Genomic DNA, 21,124 nt, shown 5'->3' on the forward strand with positions numbered 1-21,124 from the left:
GCGTCACCCGCAAAGATCTCGTGGAGGAACAATATGGCCAACGCCCCCGTACAGGCACCCGGCGCGGCAGCGCGCCCGGATGCGCCGATCCGGCCCCAGGGCCTATACAAGGCCTTTGCCGCCAGCCTCACCGGCACGGCGCTCGAATGGTACGACTTCGCGGTCTACTCGGCCGCGGCCGCCGTTGTTTTCCCGATCGTCTTCTTCCCGTCGTCGGATCCCATGACGGGGACGATCCTGGCGTTCTCGACCTACGCCGTGGGCTACATCTCCCGCCCCGTGGGCGGAATCGTCTTCGGCCGTCTCGGCGACCGCATCGGACGCAAGAAGGTCCTTGTCGCGACCCTGATGATCATCGGCGTCGCCACCGTCCTGATCGGCGTGCTGCCGGGCTACGCCAGCATCGGCATCGCGGCCCCGATCATCCTGGTGCTGCTCCGCTTCGCGCAGGGCGTGGGCGTCGGCGGCGAATGGGGTGGGGCCGTCCTGCTCTCCAGCGAATACGGCGACCCGCACCGCCGCGGTTTCTGGGCGTCCGCCGCCCAGGTGGGTCCGCCCGCCGGCAACCTGCTGGCCAACGGCGCCCTCGCCGTCCTGACCCTGGCGCTCACCGAGGAACAGTTCCTCAGCTTCGGCTGGCGCCTCGCCTTCCTCCTGTCGGCGCTGCTCGTGGGCTTCGGCCTGTGGATCCGGCTCAAGCTCGAGGACACCCCGGTCTTCAAGGCAATCGAAGCGCACGGCCAGCAGCCAGATGCCCCCATCCGGGAGGTCTTCAGCACGGAGCTGCGCCCGCTGATCGCCGCCGTCCTCTGCCGGGTGGGGCCCGACGTCCTCTACGCGCTGTTCACCGTCTTCACCCTCACCTACGGCATCCAGGTCCTCGGCTACCAGCGGAACCAGGTGCTCACCGCGGTCCTCATCGGATCCGCCTTCCAGCTGTTCATGATTCCCCTGGCCGGCGCGGTCTCGGACCGGATCAACCGCCGGCTGGTCTACGGCACCGCCGCCGTGGTGGGGGCCGTGTGGACCTTCGTCTTCTTCGGGATCCTGGGCGGCAAGAACGAGCCCATGCTGATCATCGGCATCGTGTTCGGCCTGATGGCGCACTCGTTCATGTACGGCCCGCAGGCGGCCTTCATTGTGGAGCAGTTCTCGCCCCGGCTGCGCTCCACCGGCAGCTCCCTGGCCTACACCTTCGCCGGTGTGATCGGCGGCGCCATCGCCCCGCTGATGTTTACCTTGCTGCTGGCCCAGTTCGGCACCTGGGTGCCGGTGGCGATCTACGTCGCCGTCGCCGCCGTTGTAACGCTGATCGGGCTCGCCCTGGGCCGGAACTCCAACACCACCGAAGACGACGACTACAAGCTGCTCCTCGAGGGCGCCACCGGCGAACGCCCGGCGGCCGTCGTTGGCGGAGGCAAGACCAGTGCCAACAGCTAGCTGCGGAGCAGGATGTCCCGCGTGACAGCCAGATGATGCTCGATTGCCTGCTCCGCTCTCGCGGCGTCGCCGGACACCAGGGCATCCAGGATGCCCTGGTGTTCGGCGCAGACGTCGTGGCGGCGCCCGGTTGTACCGAACAAGGCGGAGATGCCCACCAGGATCTGCCGGACGTGAAGCTTGCTGTACGTCCGGGAGATCAGCGCATTGCCCGCGGCGTCGATCAGCTGCTGGTGGAACAGCGTGTCCAGCCGGATGAACTCCCTCGCGGACTCGGGTGCGAGGGTGTCCGGCAGGGCAACCTGAAGGGCCAGGGTCTCCTGCATCTCAGCGGCCGGCACCCGTCCCTCGGCGATGACCAGCCGGGCCGCGTGGCGCTCAAGGACGCCGCGGAGCTCCATCAGTTCGGAGACCTCGCGGCCGGTGACCAGCGGCACGTAGGCACCGCGCTGGGGGATCAGCTCCACCAGGCCGTCGGCAACCAGCAGCAGCAGCGCCTCGCGCACCGGGGTGCGGGAGACCCCGATGTCCGCCGCGAGTTCCTGTTCGTTGAGGAACTTGCCCTGCACGTCCGGGTCCGTCAGAACGTTCTCACGCAAATACGCATAGGCCTTTTCCCGGCCTGAAGCGGCCGGCCCCGAAATTTTTCGCATACATTATGTATACAACACACTGGAGTAAACCCATGCGCATAGCAGTCGCCCAAGTCATCACCGGCGCCGATCCGGCGGCCAACCTGGAGCTGATCCGAGACTACGCCACCCGCGCCCAGGCCGCGGGCGCCGATCTTGTCGTGTTCCCGGAAGCCGCCATGCGGGCCTTCGGGAATCCCCTGGCCGACATTGCCGAGCCGCTCGATGGCCCGTGGGCCGCCGCCGTCCGTGGAATCGCCGCGGAGCTGGGCCTCACGATCGTGGCCGGCATGTTCACCCCGGGGCGGGACGGCCGGGTGCGGAACACCTTGCTGGTGACCGGCCCGGGCACCGACACCTCCTACGACAAGATCCACCTCTTCGACGCCTTCGGCTTCGCGGAGTCGGATTCGGTCGACGCCGGCACGTCCCCCGTGACGTTCGAGGTGAACGGGACGGCCATCGGCCTGGCCACCTGCTACGACGTCCGCTTCCCCGCCCTGTTCAGCGCCAACGCCAGGGCCGGGGCGCAGATCAACATCGTCTGCGCCTCCTGGGGATCCGGAGAAGGAAAGGCGGAGCAGTGGGACCTCCTGGTCCGCGCCCGCGCAGTGGACAGCACCACCTTCGTGGTGGCCTGCGGGCAGGGAGATCCGGCCAGCATCGGCCAGGAGCAGGCGGGTTCAGCCCCCACCGGGATCGGCCGCAGCGCCGTGGTGTCACCCCTCGGCACGCCACTCGTCACGCTCGGCCGCGAACCGGAACTGGCCGTGATCGACGTCGACCCTTCCGACGTCGCGGCTGTCAGGGCCAAACTCCCGGTGCTGGCCAACGCGCGGGCCCTGTAGCCGGGTTCCGAACGGCGGCACCAAGGCAGGGGCGAGAATGTTGAACAAGCAAGAAATGGAATTCCACCAACCGGCTGGTGAATGGCATCCGGCGGGACTTAAGAACAACGGCATCTGGGAACAGATCCTTGCACAGGACCCCGGCAGCGGGGATGCCACCCTGCTCCAGCGCTATGAGGCCGGTGCCGCCACTCCTCCGGAAACGATCTCCCATGAGTACTGGGAGGAAGTCATGATACTTTCCGGCGAATTGACCGACCTCGGACTCGGGCGGGCGTTCACGGCCGGGATGTATGCGTGCCGCCCGCCGGGGATGAAGCATGGACCGTATCGAAGCGGACCGGGTTGCAGCATGCTGGTGTTCATCCGCTACGCACGCAAAACCGCCTCGTAATTCGCAAGCCAAAGGTCGGGGGGGCGGCCCGAACCTGATTAAACGCTTGACCGAATCGAAAAGCGAACTTAGAGTTCAGGTGCTAAAGCGCTTGATCTCGGCCGGCGTGCGCCTATTTGCATCGACGTTTGTGGTGCTCTTTACCTCGGCGAGGTACCCCTCGCCCTGTTGCGCCGCCGGAAACCCAGTGTCTGTTTTTCAATGAAGAGGAACCAAGCATGACAATTGAAATTTCTCGGCGTCACGTCCTGCAAGGCACAGGAGCAGGAGCACTCGCCCTGTTCATGAGTAGCGCCATACCTGTTGCGGCCGCCCACGCCCAGGGATCACTGCGGGCCGTTTACCACATGACGCCGCCATCCGGCTGGCTGTGCGACCCGCAGCGCCCTGTGTATGCCAACGGCGCCTACCACCTGTACTACCTGCACTCCGGGCAGAACAACGCCCCGGGCGGGTGGGACCACGCGACAACGACCGATGGTGTGGCGTTCACCCATCACGGCGTTGCACTGCCGCTGCAGACGAACTTCCCCGTGTGGACAGGATCGGCAGTTATCGACACTGCCAACACTGCGGGCTTCGGCGCGGGCGCGGTCGTCGCGCTCGCGACGCAGCCTACCGACGGCATCCGAAAGTACCAGGAGCAGTACTTGTACTGGTCGACTGACGGGGGCTACACCTTTGCGGCCCTCCCCGATCCGGTGATCGTCAACCCCGACGGCCGGACCGCGACCACGCCGGCAGAGATCGAGAATGCGGAATGGTTTCGCGACCCGAAGATCCACTGGGACGAGGCGCGCAGCGAGTGGGTGTGCGTGATCGGCCGGGCCCGATACGCAGCCTTCTACACCTCGCCGAATCTGCGCGACTGGCAGTGGAAAAGCAACTTCGACTACCCGAACCACGCGCTTGGCGGGATCGAGTGCCCCGACCTCTTCCAAATGACCGCCAATGACGGCACTCGGCACTGGGTGCTGGGCGCAAGCATGGACGCCTACAGTGTCGGTCTGCCGATGACCTACGCCTACTGGACAGGGACTTGGGATGGTGAACATTTTATCGCTGACGACCTCAATCCGCAGTGGCTCGATTGGGGTTGGGACTGGTACGCCGCCGTGACCTGGCCGGCGGTTGAGGCACCAGATGAACGACGCTACGCGGTCGCCTGGATGAACAACTGGAAGTACGCCGGCCGCGATGTTCCCACCGACGCCTCCGACGGCTACAACGGTCAGAACTCGATCGTGCGCGAGCTGCGCCTCGAACGTCAGCCAGGAGGCTGGTACAGCATGCTCAGCACGCCCATTGGAGCACTCTCAAATTACGTCAGCTCGACAACCGTGCTCCCCGATCGCACCGTAAATGGCAGCGCCGTCCTACCCTGGAGCGGCCGCGCCTACGAGCTCGAGCTCGACATCTCGTGGGATGCTGCCACGAACGTCGGGGTATCGGTCGGCCGCTCCGCCGACGGCACGCGCCACACGAACATCGGCAAGTACGGCGACGAGCTGTACGTCGACCGCGCAGCCTCGGACCGGAGCGGCTTCGCGCTCGCGCCGTACACGCGCGCTGCCGGGCCAATCGACGCCGCCGCCCGTTCAGTGCATCTGCGTATTTTCGTCGACACGCAGAGCATCGAAGTGTTCGTCAACGCCGGGCACACGGTGCTCTCGCAGCAAGTGCCCTTCGCCGACGGCGACACTGGGATCTCGTTGTACACCGACGGCGGTGCTGCAAACTTCTCCGGAATCACCATCCGTGAATTCGCGGCACCAGCCGGCTAACTCTGCCACCCGGACAACCCGAACAACCAGACCAGCCCGACGTGCCGACGTGCCGACTGCCGTGAGGCTAGCAAGCAGCTCGCGGCAGTCGGCGCCCCCTTTCCAAAAGTAGATACGTCGCAATTCAAATATTTTGCTAAAACGCTTGATCAACCCCCAGTGCCTGACTATCTTTAGGTGATCAAGCGTTTTAGCAGACAGGACATCACCGCCGATGACTCGCCCAGTATTCTTTCAGCCCACCGATGCATGGGTCGGGGATCTCATCCCCTTCGAGAAGGACGGGGAGTTCTGGCTCTTCTACCTTCACGAGGTCCGCACCGACCCGAAGCCTGGAACCTCGTGGAACCTCGTCACCACTAAAGACCTCACGCAGTTTGAGGACCAGGGCGTTTCCCTCCAGCACGGAAGCGAAGCCGACCTGGACTTCAACGCCTACACGGGCAGCGTCGTCGTCGATGAAACCGGTACCCATCACCTGTTCTACACGGGCCAAAACCCGCGCAACCTCGGACTGGACGGTGCACCCCTTCAGCTCGTCATGCACGCGACGAGCACCGATGGCATGCAGACCTGGGTGAAGCACCCGGAACTCACCTTCGGCGCCCCTGACGGCTATGAGTCCGGTGACTGGCGGGACCCCTTCGTCTTCCGGGACGAGGCCGCGGGCCAGTGGCGGATGCTGCTGGCGGCACGGCACTCCGATGGCCCGGAGCGCCGTCGCGGCGTCATAGCCCAGTGTGTGTCCAGTGACCTGATGACCTGGCAGCACACCGAGCCGTTCTGGGATCCACGCCGCTATATCACGCATGAATGCCCTGACGTCTTTGCCTGGGGCGACTGGTGGTACATGGTCTACTCGGAGTTCTCCGAATCGTTCACGACCCGCTACCGGATGGCCAAGAGCCCCGAAGGCCCGTGGACGGTCCCCGAGCGGGACAGTATCGACGGCCGCGCTTTCTACGCCTCAAAGACCGCGGAGCGGGACGGCCGCCGGTTCTTCTTCGGCTGGATCGCCAGCAAGGAAGGCAACCGCGACGACGGTGCCTGGCAGTGGGCCGGCACCATGTCCGTCCTCGAAGCACACCAGAACCCTGATGGCACCCTGGCGTTCGCCTTCGCCGACGAACTGGTGGAGAGCTTCTGGGACGAGATACCCGTAACGTTTGACCGCGCGCTTCCTGCCGCCCTGCACGCCCCTGACGGCTACGCAGCCATCGTGTCCCGCGAAGTCCTGCCTTCGCAGTTCTATGCCAGGGCAGTTCTGCAGATCGAACCCGACACTACAGAGTGCGGATTGCTGCTCCGGTCCAGTAACGACGGAGACCGGTCCTACATCATCCGACTCGAACCGAAACGCCGACGGCTCGTCTTCGATCGGTGGCCGCGGGAAATCACCGGAGACGCGCAATGGCACGTCTCCGGGGATATACCGTTCGACATCGAATTGGAACGCCCCTGCGACCTCGCCCCCGGCGAACACACCCTGGAAGTCATCCTCGACGGCGACTTGTGCGTTGCCGTTCTGGACCGGCAGGTGGCCCTTAGCGCCAGGATCTACGACTTGCCCGACGGCCGGCTCGGCGTTTTCGCCGGCGAAGGATCCGTAACCGTCACCGATCTTGAGATACGTCACCGCACGGACAACTAAATACCCATCCACCGCATCCTCAGCTCCAATCAAAGGAGATTGTCCCCTTGAAGAAACTATTTCGCACGGCTGCCGTAGCGGCCATAGCTGCCCTGTCGCTGGCCGCCTGCGGCGGCGGAGGCGCCGCCGACCCCTCCAATGTGAGCCCGACCGGCGAGATCAAACCGCGGGAAATCTCGTGGCTGCTCTCCCGCCCCGCCGACGGAGCGGTGATCAACATCATGAAGAAGATCGCGGACGACTACGCCAAGGACCACCCGGGCTTCTCATTGAACCTGATCACCACCCCCGACCGGCCCTCCTACATTCAGAAACTTGAGACCCTCGCCGCCGCGAACAAGCTTCCCGAGCTGTTCGACACGGATGCGACACCGTTCGCCCAGCAACTGGCCAAGCAGGGCAAGATGATCGACGCGGAGAAACTGCTCAAGGACGTAGGCGTCTACGACAATTACCGCCCCAACGCGCTGAACTACCAGCGCTTTGACGACGGGTCGCTGTACATGGTCCCGTTCCAGTTCGAACTGGAGTACATCTGGTACAACAAAGCTCTGCTGCAAAAGGCCGGAGTGCCGGTCCCGAAGTCCCTCGATGACCTCCCCGCCATGTGCACCGCCCTGCGCAAAGCGGGCATTACTCCCATCGCCATCGACGGCCAGGACCAGTGGCCACTGGAACGGTACGTCGCATACCAGCCGTTCAGGGAAGCCGGTCCGGACTTTATCCAGCAGCTCAAGAAGGGCGAAGCCAAGTTCTCTGACCCGGCAGGCCAGAAGACCGTCGAGTGGATGGCTGCGCTCGGCAAAGCCAAGTGCTTCCAGGACGGCTTTTCCTCCCAGGGGTACTCCGACGCCCAGAACCAGTTCACGTCCGGCCAGGCCGCCATGTACAACATTGGCACCTGGGAACTGCCCAGCCTGGCAACCGACAAACTGAATCCGGCAGTGCGTGATGACATCGACTTCCTCACTCTGCCGACGACTCAGGGATCCGTCACCGAGGCCAACGAATTCGTCTCACCGTCCGGTATCGGCATGGCGGTCAACTCCAGGACCTACGACCCGCTCGTGAGCGATTTCCTGAAGTTCGCCCTGGCGAAGTACCCCGCCGAGTACGCAGCTACAGGCGCGCTCTCACCGACGACCACAGTCGAAACCGCCGTACCGGCCAACGCGACACCCCTGTACAAGAAGGCCCTTGAGAAGGCGAACGACCTGGGGAAACAGCAGGCCATGCCGTGGGACACCCAGCTCGACCCGACCACAAACGGCAGGCTGCAGCAAGAACTCGTGCTTCTCGTCCAGGGCAACATCACGCCCGAACAGTTCACCGCCACGATGGACAACACCATCGCGCAAAACGCCCCGAAGTTCTTCAAGTAACCGCTGCGGTGGGGGGCTCCGGCCCCCCGCCCGAAAGGCCTCATCATGCTTCCCAACAGGTCACGACTGTCAGTCCTGGTCTTCCTCCTCCCTCCGCTGCTGCTCTACGGCGCGGCAGTGCTCTTCCCGATCCTCCAGTCCCTGGTCCTGAGCTTCTTCTCATGGAACGGGATCAGCGAAATGGAGTTCGTGGGGCTGGCAAACTACGTGCGGATGTTCACCGGTGACGACATCTTCTGGCGTTCCTTCTTCAACGCTCTCGGCTACCTGGCCATCTGCCTCGTGCTGCAGCTGGGCGGCGCCCTCCTCGTCGCCAGCCTCCTCACCTCGCTGCGCCGCGGCCGCGAACTCATCAAGACTCTCTACCTGCTGCCGGCAGTGATCTCGACAGTGGCCATCGCCTTCCTCTTCGTGCGGATCTACTCCATCGACCCGGTGGGTCTGTTCAACCAGGTTCTGAACTGGATCGGCCTCGGCGCCCTCGAACACGCATGGCTCTCCGACGTGAACACCGTCCTGGCCGCGGTATCGGTCCCGGAAGGATGGCGCTTCACGGGCCTCTACATGCTCATCCTCTACGCGGCGCTGCTTTCTGTTCCACAGGAGCTGGAGGAAGCGGCACGCCTCGACGGAGCTTCGCGCTGGCAACTGTTCACCAAGATCCGCTTCCCTCACATCCGGCCCGTGTGGATCACCACCACCATCATGGCGACGACCTACGGCCTGCGCGGATTCGACATCCCCTACCTGATGACCAACGGTGGCCCCGGGCAGTCCTCGGAGCTGCTGACCACGTACATGTACAAGACGGCGTTCACGAGCACCGACTTCGGATACGCCAGCACCATCTCGGTGTTCATCGTCGTCGAATGCCTGGCCGCCGTCGGGCTCATCCTGTTCATGCTCAAACGAAAGGCGGACGCATGACCGCGCCAACAGCCCCGATGACGAGACCTGTGACCACTGCATCGCCTGGCAATCCGCCGCCTTTGCGCAGGAGGCGAAAGCCCAGTCTCTACAGCACATTGTCAAAGGTGCTGATCGCCCTCATCGTGATCGTGCAGGTTTACCCCCTGGCATGGCTGTTCATTACCAGCCTGCGCACCGAGCACGACTTCGCCACCGGCGACCCATTTGCGCTGCCGAAGTCCTTGACCTGGGAAAACTACGCCCGCGCCTTCGAAACCGGCAATCTGGGGATGAATATCCTCAACAGCTTCATCGTCACCATGGGAGCCAACGTCCTGATCGTGCTCCTGGGAATGATGGCAGCCTACGCACTGCAGGTCCTCGGCTTCCGTTTCAGCAAGTTCGTCCGCGTGCTGTTCCTCATCGGCATCATCGTGCCCGTGCAGATAGCCCTCGTGCCGCTGTTTATTGACTACTCAACGATTAACCTGCTCGACACGTACCCATCGATGATCATTCCCCTGGCCGGATTCGCCCTACCGATGTCGATCTACCTGTTCTCCTCGTTCTTTGAATACATTCCCCGGGAAACGTATGAGGCCGCTTCACTCGACGGAGCGGGGCCCTACCGCATCTTCGGGCTCATCACCCTGCCGCTGTCGGTAAACACTGTCGTGACCGTCGTGCTGGTCAACAGCATCTTCATCTGGAACGACTTCATCTTCGCCAACACGTTTGTCCTCTCCGAGGAGCTCAAGACCATCCCGCTTGGCCTGCAGAACTACATCGGCGCCATGGGCAAGACCGACTGGACTGCCACATTCGCCGCAGTCTGCGTCACCATAACTCCGCTGCTGCTGGTCTTCCTGGTGCTCAATAAGGCGATGATCCAGGGACTGGAAAGCGGGGCGACCAAGGGATGACAGCAGCACCTGACGGTTATACTCCTGAAGGAGGGCACATGAATTCGCTGGAGAATAGTTCGGGCACGCCATTGGTTGGGGCTGCACCACTGAAGCAGTCCACGCGCGCCCACCCCGTCACCCTGCGGCAGGTCGCAGAAGCAGCCGGCGTCTCCACGGCTACGGTCTCGTTGGTTGTCAACAAGAAAGAGACCGCCCGAATTTCCGAAGAGACCCGCAAACGGGTGCGGGATGCTATCCGGGATCTGGGCTACCGGCCAAATGCCATGGCGCAAACCCTTGTCAGCGGCAGTTCCCGATTCATCGGCCTCGTCGCCGACGCCATCGCCACGACCCCGTTCGCTGGCCAGATCATCCACGGTGCACAGGATGAGGCCTGGAAGCACGGCTACGCCCTTCTGATCGCCAATACCGAAGGCAACCGCGAGCTTGAGACCGACGCGATTGCCATGATGCTCGAATACAAAGTCCGCGGAATCCTTTACTCGACCTGGTTCCACCGAGCCACGGACATACCTGCCTCTCTTCGGGAGTCGGACTTTGTCCTCGTCAACTGCTTTTCTGCGGAACCGGGCGCCCGGGCTGTCGTCCCGGATGAAGTGCAAGGCGGCCGTTCAGCCACGGAGATCCTGCTGCAGCACGGTCACCGTCGCATTGCCTTCATCAACGCCACCATCCCTGCCCCGGCGAAGGACGGACGGCTCGAGGGCTACAGGGCAGCTCTTGAGGCGGCCGGTGTCCCGTTCGATGCGGGCCTGGTCCTGGAAGCCTATCCAGACCAGGAAGGCGGGTACGGGGCTACCGAGGAACTCCTAAAACGCGGTGTTACAGCCGTGTATTGCTACAACGACCGAATGGCGATGGGACTATACGACGGGCTGCGCGAGCACGGCCTGTCCATCCCTGACGACATGGCGGTGGTGGGGTTCGACAATCAGGAAGTCATCGCCGCTCACCTCCGGCCCCCACTTTCCACGGTATCTCTCCCGCACTACGAACTAGGCGCGGCGGGAGTGAGGGTGTTGCTGGGTCTTGAAGAAGCACAGGCCAGTGGCCCCGCAAAAATTCACTGTCCCACCGTGCAGCGAAATTCGGTAAGGGCACTGGCCCCCGCCTGAGCCAACACCAGGCACCTGCCTTCCGTCTGCCCCGCCGCGCCGGAGGCAGAACCCGGCGTCTTTCGTCGTGCCGTCAAGCAGGTCCAGGCCGCCGCGCGCGGGTCATCCAGCAGCGGATGACCGCGGTTCCGCTGTCGGAGGCGCCCCGGTCCAGCACCATCCACGTGACCTGGCTTTGGCGCTGAGCCTGTAGCCAGGTCCCTGAAGAAGCCGATCCAGCCGGTCAGGCGAGGACGGCGAGACCCGCCAGGGTGCCGCCCCCGCCTTCGGCCAGCAGTCCGACGGCGGTGCCGGAGTTCGCGGGAAAGACCAGATCGGTGATGGTGGCCAGGCCGTCCTGCGCGAAGACCTCCACCGAGCAGCGGTCCAGGAAGACCCGGAGCCTGAGCCGGCCGTCCTCCAAGGCCACGGCAACGCGCTCCACCGACGGGAACGACTCGTGGAACCCAACATTCCCGGATTCGGTCCGGTCCAGGCTGAGCTCGGCCGTACGGCAGTCGTAGGCCAGGACAGTGCGCGCACCGGCTCCGGCGGGGACGGCGGATTCCCCGCCCCGTTCGCCGCCGGCCCGGAGCACCAGACCTACCCTGGCCGCGGTGCCCGGCTCGAAGTCCGCATCGATTCGCAGCACATCCCCGCAGGCCTCGGCCGGAAGCCAGGTCACCCCGTCCGCCAACGGCTGCCGGTCCAGGGCGAACACCTCGGCACCCTGGCTGTGGAACGGGTCCACCGCTTCCTGCACCAGCACCGGCCGACCGCCGCGGGACACCAGCCTGACCTCGCGGACGAGGGACATCGCGCTGCGCCAGCCGTCCGAGGGCGTTGAGGCGGCGTACTGCCAGTTGTTCATCCAGCCGATCATGAGCCGCCGTCCGTCCGGGGCGTTGCTGAAGGACACGGCCGCATAGTAGTCCCGGCCCCAGTCGAGCCACCCGTAGTCGGCCATCCGGCTGTCGTCGGCCTGCATGCCGTCGGTGACGGTGGTTTCGGACCGGAACGTCACGCCGTCGAACGTTCCGATGAAGTACTGGCCGCCCGAGCCGCCGGCGATGCCGCCGGGGTTCAGGTTGACCACCAGGACCCACCGGGTGTTGGAGGCGTCGCCGTCCACCGGCAGTTCGAACAGGTCCGGGCATTCCCACACCCCTCCCGTGGCGTTCGCCGGGCCGAAGGTGCTCAGGTACTCCCAGGTCAGCAGGTCCGCCGACTTGTAGAGGACCACCTCGTGGTGGACCGCCTCGACGGCGACCATCACCCAGTAGCTGCCGGCGGCGCCGTCGTGCCAAAAGACCTTGGGGTCGCGGAAGTCCGCGGAGGCCCGGTCCAGGACCGGGTTCCCGGCGTACTTGGTCCAGGTGGCGCCGTCGTCGGTGCTGTAGGCGAGGGACTGTGCCTGCCGTCCGGCGAGCGGCGACGCGGGCGAGTATGCGCTGGTGTAGATGGCCACCAGCGGCGGCACGCCGCCGACGCCGAAGCCGCTGGTGTTATGGACATCGACCACCGCGGAGCCGGAAAAGATGGCCTCCTGCTCATCGCACGCGATGGCCACGGGTTGTTCGTCCCAGTGCTGCAGGTCCGTGGAAGTGGCGTGGCCCCAGGACATGTTGCCCCACTCCTCGCCGTGCGGGTTGTGCTGGTAGAAGAGGTGGTAGGTGCCGTTGGAGTAGACCAGACCGTTGGGGTCGTTGAGCCAGTTGCGCTCCGCCGAGTAGTGCCACTTTGGCCGGTACTGGCAGTCGAGTTCTGTGAGTGTTTTCATGAGGGTTCTTTGCAGGCTTTCGCGTGAGGAGGCTGGTCAGCCCTTGACGCCGCTGGAGGCGATGCTGTTGATGAAGGAACGCTGGAACGCGATGAACAGGACCACCACCGGAATGGTGATCAGGGACGCGTAAGCCATCACCTCGCCCCAGGAGACGTTGAGCTGGAAGAAGTACTGGATGCCGATCATTACCGGGCGGAGCTCCTCGGACTGGACCACCATGAGCGGCCAGAGATAGGAGTTCCAGGCGGGCAGGAAGGTCAGGATGGCCACGGTGGCGGTGGCCGGTCCCGCGAGCGGCATGACCACCTTGCGGTAGATGGTGAACCAGCCGGCGCCGTCGATCCGGGCGGCCTCGTCCAGTTCCTTCGGGATGGACTCGAAGTACTGGTGGAACAGGTAGATGGAGAACGCGTTGGCGATGAACGGGATGATCTGGACCTGGTAGGTGTCCAGCCAGCCCTTCGAGATCTCGAGGCTGAAGCCGTTGAGCTCAAAGTACGGCAGCTGGTTGACCCACCACACCAGCGGCAGCGCCAGCGTCTGGAAGGGCACGATCAGGGTGGCGAGGATCGCGGTGAACACCACGCGCTTGCCGCGGACCTCCATGCGGGACAGGGCAAACGCGCAGAGGCTGTTGATGAAGATGCCGAGCACCACGGTGACCGCGGAGATGCCGATGGAGTTGATCAGGAAGCGCGCGGCCGGGACCCGGTCGAACACGGCCGCGTAGTTGTCCAGTGAAATGTTGCCGACCGGCAGGAACGCCGCCACCGAGGACATGTCGCCGAAGATCCGCTGGTCCGGCTTGAGCGAGGACACCATCATGAACACGATGGGGAAGGCGGCGACGGCGGCGAACAGGAGGCGGACCGCCGTGGTCGCGGCGCTGCCGAGACCCTTGGAAATGAGTGTCTGTTTCACGTCAGTCCTTCTCTCGGGTCAGGTAGCGCTGCACTGCGGAGATCAGCAGCACGAGCACGAAGAACACGAGCGAGATGGCCGAGGCGTAGGAGGTCTCCTGCTGCTTGAAGCCGGAGCGCACCGCCTCGTAGATGATGGTGGTGGTGGAATCGAGGGGCCCGCCCTGGGTCATGACGCTGACCTGGTCGAAGAGCCCGAGCGCCTGGATGGTGATGGTCACCAGGACCAGGGTGCGGGTGTGGGTGAGGCCGGGCCAGGTCACGTAGCGGAACTGGTGCCAGCGGCTGGCCCCGTCGAGCTGGGCGGCCTCGTACAGCTCCCCGGAGATGCTTTGCAGGCCTGCGAGCCAGATGATCATGTGGAATCCTGCGGCCTGCCAGATGGACAGGGCGATGATGGCCGGCATGGCGGTGGCGGGATCGTTGAGCCAGTCCGGGCCGCTGATCAGGCCGAAGCTGGCCGCCGAGAGCAACTCGTTGATCAGGCCGTCCTTGCGGTACATGAACAGCCACAGCAGGGACACCACCACCATGGACGTCACGACGGGGAGGAAGTAGATGGTGCGGAAGAAGTTCACGCCGCGGAACTTTTTGTTGATCAGGAGGGCCATCGCCAGGGCGAGTCCGGACTGGACGGGCACCACCACGACGGCGAAGTAGCTGACGTTCAGCAGCGAGCGCCAGAACACCGGATCCGCGAAGAGCCGCGCGAAGTTGTCCGTGCCGACAAACTCCACGGGCCGCGGGGAAACAAGCCGGGCGTTGGTGAACGCCAGCCCGAAGCCCAGGATCGCCGGGAGGAAAACGAAGGCGAGCAGGAGGACCGCGGCCGGGGCGATCATGCCCCACCCGCTGATCTGTTCGCGCAGGTGGCGCGGCCGGCGGCGCGGTTTGCTGGGCGGTGCGGCCGGGGCCGGGTCCGCCAGGCGGCGGCCGGGGGAGGGGAGTTGGGTGGTTGTCATGGTTTTCTCCGTCGACAGTCAGGGCCGGAGGTACGACGACGGCGGCGGTTGCGCACCGCCGTCGTCGTACCGGTTGGCAGCCGGCTAGTTCTTGTAGCCGCCATTGGACTTGATATTGGCGTCGATGGCCTTGACCGACTTGTCCAGCGCCGTCTTGGGGTCGGCGCCGGCGAGGATGTCCTGAACCGCCTTGCCGTATTCGGTGGCGATGAAGGGATAGGCCGGAGTTTCGGGACGCATCACCGCGTGGTTGCGGGAAAGTTCCATGAAGATCCGGTTTGAGCCGCCCTTGGCGTATTCGGGGAGGAGTGCTGCGGCCTCGTCGGTGGCCGGGATGGTGCCCGTGGCCTTCGCCACCGCGGCCAGGTTTTCCGGCTTCAGTGAGTAGGAAAGGTAGTCCATGGCTGCCGCGGAGTTGTTGCAGCCGCTGGTCACGCCCCACTGCCAGGAGGCGCCGCCGATCTTGGGGCCTTTCCCGAGGTCCACGGACGGCATGACCACGAAGTCCTTGCCCACCGCCGCGCGTGCCTTGTCCGCGGCCCAGGAGCCGGTGTAGAGAAGGCCGCTCTTGTTGTTAAGGAAGTCCTGGGTGGAGTCCTTGCCGCTCTTCTTGGCCATGAAGCCCTGGTCGGCCAGGCCGCGGAACCACTGGGCCCACTCGATGGCCTTGTCGCCATTGAGGACGCCGTCTGCCGACTGGAATCCGTCGCGGTTGATCAGGTCCCCACCGAAGGACTGCAGGAACGGGGAGTAGGCGTAGGGCAGCCATTCGCCGGTTCCGGCGGTACCCATGTCCAGCGGGTATTCCCACTTGCCCAGGGCCTTGAGCTTGGTCAGCGCGTCCTGGAACTCGACCTTGGTCCACGGCTTCTCCACCGTGGCGACGCGGACACCGGCTGCCTTGAGGTCGGAGGCGCGGGCGAGCATCGCCAGTGCCACGTCATAGGTGCCCACGGCGTAGGTCTCGCCCTCCCACTTGGCCACCGTGCTCGGCAGGTTCTTGGACACATCGGCGTCGAGCTTCAGGGGTGTCAGGTACTTCGCCCAGGCCCAGTTGGGAACATTGGGGCCATCGATGTCAACAATGCAGGGGAGCTTCCCGGCGGCCGCGGCCGAGACCACGGAGTCGTTGTAGGAGTCCTGCGGGAACGCCTGGACCTTGATCTTGGCCTTGGCGCCGGCGCTCTTGTTGTAGGAGTCGACGATGTTTTCAACCGCCTTGAGTTCTTCGGCGTTGCCCGCGTTGTGGGTCCACATGGTGATCTCGTTGGAGCCGGCGGACGGGGCCGAGGCGCTGCCCTTGCCGCAGGCGCCCAGGGATCCGACAAGGGCCGCCGCAGCTACACTGGTGGCGAGGATCCGGGTGAATCGCTTGTTCATGATGGTCAATCTTTCTGCTGAATTTGGGCGTGGGAGATTGCCCCGGGTCCTTCGGGACGCGGCCGGTGCAACGGCTGCGTCCCTTCTTATTGCGGTCCCCGGGCGGTGGAGCAGTGGAGCGGTGGAACGGTGTGGTGATGCCGGCTGGTGCCGGCAGCGGCTAACGTGGCGGCGGGCCGAGCGACCCCCGCTCAATCAGGGGGCAGTCCAGCTGCGTCTGGACTGCGGGTTCGCCGGGATTTTCGATGTCGTCCAGGATTCGGTGGACCGCCCAACTGCCCATTTCGTAGTGCGGAAGGGCGACGGTGGTGAGTCCCGGCCACAGGGAGTCTGCGATGATTTCGAGATTGTCGATCCCGACAATGGACACGTCCTCCGGAATGCGCAGCCCCAATGCCGTGGCCGCCTGGTAGGCGCCCATGGCAACCCTGTCACTGAAGCAGAACAGGGCTGTGGGCCGGTCAGGCTGGCCCAACAGGCCAAGTGCGGCCTCGCGGCCTCCGGTGGTTTCGGGCTGGGCGATCACGAGGTGGCTGGGGTCGTGCTGCAAGCCGTGCCGCCGGAGAGCGTCGAGGAAGCCCTCCCTGCGGCCGTGCGTGGCGGGGATGTCGTCGATGTTGTTGATCATCCCGATCCGGGTGTGGCCCGCCTGGATGATTGCTTCAACGGCCGTTTCGGCGGCGCCCACCTCGTCGGGGATAACCGAGGAAATGGACGTGTCGTCAGTGACGGAGTCCAGCAGCACGGTGGGGAGGCCCTCCAGTTCCGCGGGGACCTGCACGCTTTGGTGGTACATCCTGGCGTAGACCACCCCGTCCACCTGGTGCTGGCGCAGCATGTTGATTTCACGGTTTTCCAGCTCGCTGTCCAGGCCGGAGTTGACCACCATCACCACGTAGCCGCGGTCGTAGGCGGCGTCCTGCGCCCCGCGGATCATGGCCCCTGCAAAGGGTGTGGTGGTGATTTCGTCACTGACCAGGCCAAGGATCTGGGAACGCTGGTTGCGCAGTCCGCTGGCCATCTTGTTCGGGGCATACCCAAGATCCCTGGCCACGTCCCGGACGAGTTGCTGCGTGGCCGCCTTGACCCGGAAGCTCGTGGCGTCGTTGAGGGCATGCGACACCGTGGTGACGGAGACTCCCGCGGCCTTGGCCACGTCGCGTATTCCCACTCTTGTCGTCATTGACTTCCCTTTGCAAAACGTTTTGTATCTGGTGTGAGACACGTTACACAAAACGTTTTGCAGTTGTCAACGGGACGGCCGGCTTTACGGCGCTGCCGGTCCCAAGACGAGGCACTTCACTGCACGACACGGGCTCTGTCAGCCAGAAAGGGCCCTAGTTTCGTAGACTCGATGGGTTCGACATTGTCTCCGCTCCAGGGACAAGCCGCCACAGGAAGAGCCATCGATGAAGATTATCGTCCTAGTAAAGGAGGTCCCCGACACGTACGGGGACCGAAAACTGAACCTTGAAACGGGCCTCGCCGATCGAGGAGCCAGCGAGGCAGTCATTGATGAGATCGGTGAGCGGTCCCTGGAGCTGGCACTGACGTACGCCGACGCGAACGAGGGCACTGAGGTCGCAATCCTTTCCCTCGCCCCCGAGAGTGCAACGGCAACGATTCGCAAGGGGCTCGCGATGGGCGCGGGAAGCGCCTTCCACGTCTCTGACGAGGCACTCCGGGGTGCCGATCTTGGACTTACCGCCGAAACCCTCGCCGCGGCGATCCGCCGCATCGGGTTTGATCTGGTGATCACCGGCAACGTCTCCACCGATGGATCCGGCGGCATGATTCCCGCGATGCTCGCCGAATTGCTTGACGTGCCGCATGCCACCGGCCTCAGCTCCGTCGAGATCAGCGACGGCGCGGTGTCGGGTTCCAGGGCCGTTGACACCGGCGTGCAGAAGGTCTCAGCGAACCTGCCCGCGGTGATTTCCATTACCGAGGCGCTTCCGGAGGCGCGCTTCCCGAACTTCAAGGGCATTATGGCCGCGAAGAAGAAGCCCCTTGAGGTCCTGACCCTCGCGGACCTCGGGGTCACGGCCGACAACCCGGAGGCGGCGCGTTCGATCATGCTGACCGTTGCGGAGAGGCCGCCGCGCGCGGCGGGCGTGAAGATCGTCGACGAGGGTGATGCCGGCGAAAAGCTTGCTGAGTTCCTGATCGAAAACCGACTGGCCTAAGGATCAACGACATGACTGAATTCCCTCGTGACGCAATCCTCGTCGTCGTCGAAACCCGGGCGTCCGGTGAACTCGAGCAGGCCGCGGCCGGGCTCTTCGGTGCCGCCGCTGCCGTTGGCACCCCGGTTGCCTTGGTACTTGCCTCACCCGGCGCCGGGAGCGCCGCCGCCGCGGAGGCCGCGGCCCTTGGTGCCGCGCACGCCCTCATCGCGGAGACTCCGGATCCTTCCGCGCTCGGAGTGCCGGGCGTTGACGCGCTTGCCGCCGCCGTGGAGCAGGTGCAGCCGGACGCGATCCTGATTTCGCATTCCCTGAACGGGCGCGACCTCGCCGGCCGTTACGCTGCCCGTTCGCGTGCGGCGATTTCTGCCGATGCGGTTGGTGTTTCCCGTGATGACGAGGGCGTTGTGGCACACCATTCCGTCTACGGCGGCGCCTACAACGTGACGTCATCGTCCACGTTTGGGGCGCCGGTGATTACGGTCCGCCAGGGCTCCATCGAGGCGCGGGCCGAGGCTCAGCCGCAAGCGTCGCAGACCCTGGCCGTGACGCCCTCCGAGAAACCGGCCGCGCGGATCGACTCCTTCGAGGAGTCAGCTGCCGTCACCTCGCGGCCGGAGCTGCGTGGTGCCGCGAAGGTTGTGGCCGGTGGCCGTGGCCTTGGCTCGGAAGAACAGTTCGCACTCGTTGGACAGCTCGCCGATACCCTCGGTGCCGCCGTTGGCGCGTCGCGCGCCGCGGTGGATGCAGGCTACGTCCCCACAGCGCATCAGGTCGGCCAGACCGGGGTTTCCGTGTCACCGCAGCTGTATGTCGCGCTGGGCATTTCCGGCGCGATTCAGCACCGGGCCGGCATGCAGACCGCGAAGATGATCGTCGCCATCAACAAGGACGGCGACGCTCCGATCTTCGAGGTCGCGGACTATGGTGTGGTCGGCGACGTCTTCAAGGTTGTTCCCCAGCTCATTAGCGCACTTGAGGCCCGGAAGAAGTAGCGATGGCAACTCTGTCTCGGTCCATTCGGCGGGGCCTGCCGCGCGTCGAAGGTGGTGAACCCTGGCCTCCAGCAGGGCAGGCGCCCGCCCGCATAGTCACGGCAGAAGCGGCAGGAGCGGCGGAATCAGCCGATCTGTCGGCGTCTGATTCCGGGGGAGCGCCGGCCGCCGCCGAGCCAGCGGCCGCCGTGCCCTCCGCCATCGGGCCAGTGGCCGCCGCGCCGTCCGCCGCCGCCGCTGTCCAGGAAACGGTACCGGCGGCTGCAGTGTCCGCGCCGGTCCCTGCAGTGAACCCAGGCGCCGCGGAGGCGCGGCAGCTTCGCCGCGGCCTGCCGCGCGTGCCGGGCGGCGAACCTTGGCCGCCAGCAGGCGAGGCTCCGGTATCAGCGGCGGCTCTGTCCGGGGCTCCCGCCGCAGGCGCCACGGCGGCATCTGCCGTAGGCGCCACCCCCGCACCGGCCGCAGATGCTGCCGCAGCTGGTGCTGCTGAGAAGGCAGCGGTGCCGGCAGCGGCGGTGACTTCAGCTGCTCCGGCCACCGCAACCGCCACACGGACGACGGGAACCACCCCGCTTCGTCGCGGGCTTCCCCGTGTCCCCGGCGGAGAACCCTGGCCGCCGGCTGGGCTTGCTCCGGAGGCCGCCGCCCCCGCGGTGCAGGCAGGTACCCAACATATTGCCGACGCCGCCCCTGCCCCGGCTCCCAGCGTGGTGAAGGCCGACGTCGGCGCGGTTCCGTCGGCGTCGAGTGCACCCACGGCCGTCGCCGCCCCGGCACCCGTGGCACGGCCCGCCGCCCCGGCGCCGGTGGCACAGCCCGCCGCGCCGGTACCCGCGGCTGCCGTGGCGCAGCCCGCCGCCGCAGCGGCCCCTTCGCCCGCGGCACAGCCCGCGGCCGTCGAAAAGCCCGTGAAGCCAAAGGCTGAGGCAAGGCTCTACGGCTCACGTACCCTGGGCCAGTGGATCAAGCTCGTTGTGCTCTTCGCCGTCGGCGGAGTGGCCGCCGCAGCGATTCTTGTGCTCGCCGCGCGCGGTGTAACGACGCTGCCGGGAGTACCCGAGTTCCTCGAGAGATACCCCGGCGCGTATGACCTGCCCGATACGGTGGAGCCCGGCTTCCCGTGGTGGGCGCAGTGGGCGCACTTCCTGAACATCTTCCTGATGGTGCTCATCATCCGCTCCGGCTATCAGGTGCGCACGCAGCAGAAGCCGCCGGCGTTCTGGACGCCGAAGCGCGGTGGCAAGAAGATCAGCATCAACCTGTGGCTGCACCAGTCGCTGGACATTTTGTGGCTGGCCAACGGCCTCATCTTTGTGGTGCTGCTGTTTGCCTCGGGCCGCTGGATGCGGATCGTGCCGAGCAGCTGGGAGGCTTTCCCCAACGCGCTCTCCGCGCTCCTGCAGTACATGACACTCGACTGGCCCGTTGAGACCGGTTGGGTGAACTACAACAGCCTGCAGCAGATCATGTACTTCGTGGTGGTGTTCATCGCGGCCCCGGTCGCGGCGATCACGGGTGTGCGCATGAGCGAGTTCTGGCCGAAGAACGCGAAAACGCTGAACAAGGTCTACCCCTTGGAGGTTGCGCGCGCGGTGCACTTCCCGACCATGCTGTTTTTCGTGCTGTTCATTCTCATCCACGTGTTCCTCGTGTTCGCGACCGGTGCGCTGCGCAACCTGAACCACATGTTCGGCGGCACCGACGTGGTGAACTGGGTCGGGTTCTGGCTCTTCGCGGCCGCAATCGCCATCACGGCGGCCGGATGGTACGCCGCCCGCCCGCTCGTGCTCGCGCCCATCGCGAAGCTGTTCGGCCAGGTGAGCAGCCGCTAGGCCGGA

General features: G+C 65.2%; 18 protein-coding genes. 12 read left to right on the forward strand and 6 right to left on the reverse strand.

The window, feature by feature from the left end:
* The first annotated feature begins 33 nt into the window (after positions 1-33).
* Entirely contained in the window at positions 34-1,440 is a 1,407-nt protein-coding gene (locus C560_RS22190; protein WP_043423302.1) for an MFS transporter, read from the forward strand.
* Here C560_RS22190 and C560_RS0116410 read toward each other — a convergent pair.
* Positions 1,437-2,093: a GntR family transcriptional regulator gene (locus C560_RS0116410; RefSeq protein ID WP_026539011.1), complete on the reverse strand. Its 657-nt coding sequence runs from the start codon at positions 2,091-2,093 to the stop codon at positions 1,437-1,439. The two genes, C560_RS22190 and C560_RS0116410, sit on opposite strands and share 4 nt — an antisense overlap.
* 32 nt (positions 2,094-2,125) lie before the next feature.
* Here C560_RS0116410 and C560_RS0116415 point away from each other — a divergent pair, with 32 nt between their 5' ends.
* The 8 genes from C560_RS0116415 (at position 2,126) to C560_RS0116450 (ending at position 11,081) form a co-directional block, all read left to right on the forward strand.
* A complete protein-coding gene (locus C560_RS0116415) occupies positions 2,126-2,920 on the forward strand; it encodes a carbon-nitrogen hydrolase family protein (RefSeq protein ID WP_026539012.1) in 795 nt (264 codons plus the stop codon).
* A 40-nt stretch (positions 2,921-2,960) separates the two neighbouring features.
* Positions 2,961-3,314 (forward strand): cupin domain-containing protein, encoded by a 354-nt coding sequence (locus C560_RS0116420; RefSeq protein ID WP_026539013.1) that lies wholly within the window; start codon positions 2,961-2,963, stop codon positions 3,312-3,314.
* 218 nt (positions 3,315-3,532) lie between these two features.
* On the forward strand, positions 3,533-5,098 hold the full coding sequence (locus tag C560_RS0116425) for a glycoside hydrolase family 32 protein (RefSeq protein WP_026539014.1): 1,566 nt from the start codon (positions 3,533-3,535) through the stop codon (positions 5,096-5,098).
* A gap of 214 nt (positions 5,099-5,312) precedes the next feature.
* A complete protein-coding gene (locus tag C560_RS0116430; RefSeq protein WP_026539015.1) occupies positions 5,313-6,749 on the forward strand; it encodes a glycoside hydrolase family 32 protein in 1,437 nt (478 codons plus the stop codon).
* A 47-nt stretch (positions 6,750-6,796) separates the two neighbouring features.
* Positions 6,797-8,131: an ABC transporter substrate-binding protein gene (locus C560_RS0116435; RefSeq protein WP_026539016.1), complete on the forward strand. Its 1,335-nt coding sequence runs from the start codon at positions 6,797-6,799 to the stop codon at positions 8,129-8,131.
* A 45-nt stretch (positions 8,132-8,176) separates the two neighbouring features.
* Complete coding sequence (locus C560_RS0116440) at positions 8,177-9,058, forward strand: carbohydrate ABC transporter permease (RefSeq protein ID WP_026539017.1); 882 nt, start codon at positions 8,177-8,179, stop codon at positions 9,056-9,058.
* Positions 9,055-9,963 carry a carbohydrate ABC transporter permease gene (locus tag C560_RS0116445; RefSeq protein ID WP_026539018.1) on the forward strand — a complete coding sequence of 303 codons (909 nt, stop codon included), beginning with the start codon at positions 9,055-9,057 and terminating at the stop codon, positions 9,961-9,963. Before C560_RS0116440 ends, C560_RS0116445 begins: the two co-directional genes overlap by 4 nt.
* A gap of 38 nt (positions 9,964-10,001) precedes the next feature.
* Entirely contained in the window at positions 10,002-11,081 is a 1,080-nt protein-coding gene (locus tag C560_RS0116450; protein WP_051533244.1) for a LacI family DNA-binding transcriptional regulator, read from the forward strand.
* Positions 11,082-11,304: 223 nt separating this feature from the next.
* Here the strand turns inward: C560_RS0116450 and C560_RS0116455 are convergent, their stop codons facing one another.
* The 5 genes from C560_RS0116455 to C560_RS0116475 form a co-directional block, all read right to left on the reverse strand.
* Entirely contained in the window at positions 11,305-12,840 is a 1,536-nt protein-coding gene (locus C560_RS0116455) for a glycoside hydrolase family 32 protein (RefSeq protein ID WP_026539020.1), read from the reverse strand.
* A gap of 36 nt (positions 12,841-12,876) precedes the next feature.
* Entirely contained in the window at positions 12,877-13,764 is an 888-nt protein-coding gene (locus C560_RS0116460; protein WP_026539021.1) for a carbohydrate ABC transporter permease, read from the reverse strand.
* A 1-nt stretch (position 13,765) separates the two neighbouring features.
* Positions 13,766-14,725, reverse strand: coding sequence for a carbohydrate ABC transporter permease (locus tag C560_RS0116465; RefSeq protein ID WP_026539022.1), 960 nt, complete (start codon positions 14,723-14,725; stop codon positions 13,766-13,768).
* 84 nt (positions 14,726-14,809) lie between these two features.
* Complete coding sequence (locus C560_RS0116470; protein ID WP_043423304.1) at positions 14,810-16,105, reverse strand: sugar ABC transporter substrate-binding protein; 1,296 nt, start codon at positions 16,103-16,105, stop codon at positions 14,810-14,812.
* Positions 16,106-16,265: 160 nt separating this feature from the next.
* Positions 16,266-17,288 carry a LacI family DNA-binding transcriptional regulator gene (locus tag C560_RS0116475; RefSeq protein ID WP_043423305.1) on the reverse strand — a complete coding sequence of 341 codons (1,023 nt, stop codon included), beginning with the start codon at positions 17,286-17,288 and terminating at the stop codon, positions 16,266-16,268.
* A 226-nt stretch (positions 17,289-17,514) separates the two neighbouring features.
* Between C560_RS0116475 and C560_RS0116480 the strand changes: the two genes are divergently transcribed.
* The 3 genes from C560_RS0116480 to C560_RS22770 are packed head-to-tail and all read left to right on the forward strand — an operon-like array spanning position 17,515 to position 21,118.
* Positions 17,515-18,291 (forward strand): electron transfer flavoprotein subunit beta/FixA family protein, encoded by a 777-nt coding sequence (locus C560_RS0116480; RefSeq protein WP_026539025.1) that lies wholly within the window; start codon positions 17,515-17,517, stop codon positions 18,289-18,291.
* Between the two features lie 11 nt (positions 18,292-18,302).
* Complete coding sequence (locus C560_RS0116485) at positions 18,303-19,286, forward strand: electron transfer flavoprotein subunit alpha/FixB family protein (protein ID WP_026539026.1); 984 nt, start codon at positions 18,303-18,305, stop codon at positions 19,284-19,286.
* A 2-nt stretch (positions 19,287-19,288) separates the two neighbouring features.
* Positions 19,289-21,118: a cytochrome b/b6 domain-containing protein gene (locus C560_RS22770; protein WP_197026178.1), complete on the forward strand. Its 1,830-nt coding sequence runs from the start codon at positions 19,289-19,291 to the stop codon at positions 21,116-21,118.
* Positions 21,119-21,124 lie beyond the last annotated feature (6 nt).

Source organism: Arthrobacter sp. 9MFCol3.1, from assembly GCF_000620385.1.
In the GTDB taxonomy this organism is placed as follows: domain Bacteria; phylum Actinomycetota; class Actinomycetes; order Actinomycetales; family Micrococcaceae; genus Arthrobacter.

What these genes read in the sequence shown, in the direction of transcription:
- C560_RS0116470 (WP_043423304.1), bottom strand. Translation starts at nt 16,105, where the DNA reads ATGAACAAGCGATTCACCCGGATCCTCGCCACCAGTGTAGCTGCGGCG.
- C560_RS0116410 (WP_026539011.1), bottom strand. Translation starts at nt 2,093, where the DNA reads ATGCGAAAAATTTCGGGGCCGGCCGCTTCAGGCCGGGAAAAGGCCTAT.
- C560_RS22190 (WP_043423302.1), top strand. Translation starts at nt 34, where the DNA reads ATGGCCAACGCCCCCGTACAGGCACCCGGCGCGGCAGCGCGCCCGGAT.
- C560_RS0116475 (WP_043423305.1), bottom strand. Translation starts at nt 17,288, where the DNA reads ATGACGACAAGAGTGGGAATACGCGACGTGGCCAAGGCCGCGGGAGTC.
- C560_RS0116480 (WP_026539025.1), top strand. Translation starts at nt 17,515, where the DNA reads ATGAAGATTATCGTCCTAGTAAAGGAGGTCCCCGACACGTACGGGGAC.
- C560_RS22770 (WP_197026178.1), top strand. Translation starts at nt 19,289, where the DNA reads ATGGCAACTCTGTCTCGGTCCATTCGGCGGGGCCTGCCGCGCGTCGAA.
- C560_RS0116455 (WP_026539020.1), bottom strand. Translation starts at nt 12,840, where the DNA reads ATGAAAACACTCACAGAACTCGACTGCCAGTACCGGCCAAAGTGGCAC.
- C560_RS0116445 (WP_026539018.1), top strand. Translation starts at nt 9,055, where the DNA reads ATGACCGCGCCAACAGCCCCGATGACGAGACCTGTGACCACTGCATCG.
- C560_RS0116430 (WP_026539015.1), top strand. Translation starts at nt 5,313, where the DNA reads ATGACTCGCCCAGTATTCTTTCAGCCCACCGATGCATGGGTCGGGGAT.
- C560_RS0116415 (WP_026539012.1), top strand. Translation starts at nt 2,126, where the DNA reads ATGCGCATAGCAGTCGCCCAAGTCATCACCGGCGCCGATCCGGCGGCC.
- C560_RS0116485 (WP_026539026.1), top strand. Translation starts at nt 18,303, where the DNA reads ATGACTGAATTCCCTCGTGACGCAATCCTCGTCGTCGTCGAAACCCGG.
- C560_RS0116450 (WP_051533244.1), top strand. Translation starts at nt 10,002, where the DNA reads ATGAATTCGCTGGAGAATAGTTCGGGCACGCCATTGGTTGGGGCTGCA.
- C560_RS0116425 (WP_026539014.1), top strand. Translation starts at nt 3,533, where the DNA reads ATGACAATTGAAATTTCTCGGCGTCACGTCCTGCAAGGCACAGGAGCA.
- C560_RS0116440 (WP_026539017.1), top strand. Translation starts at nt 8,177, where the DNA reads ATGCTTCCCAACAGGTCACGACTGTCAGTCCTGGTCTTCCTCCTCCCT.
- C560_RS0116465 (WP_026539022.1), bottom strand. Translation starts at nt 14,725, where the DNA reads ATGACAACCACCCAACTCCCCTCCCCCGGCCGCCGCCTGGCGGACCCG.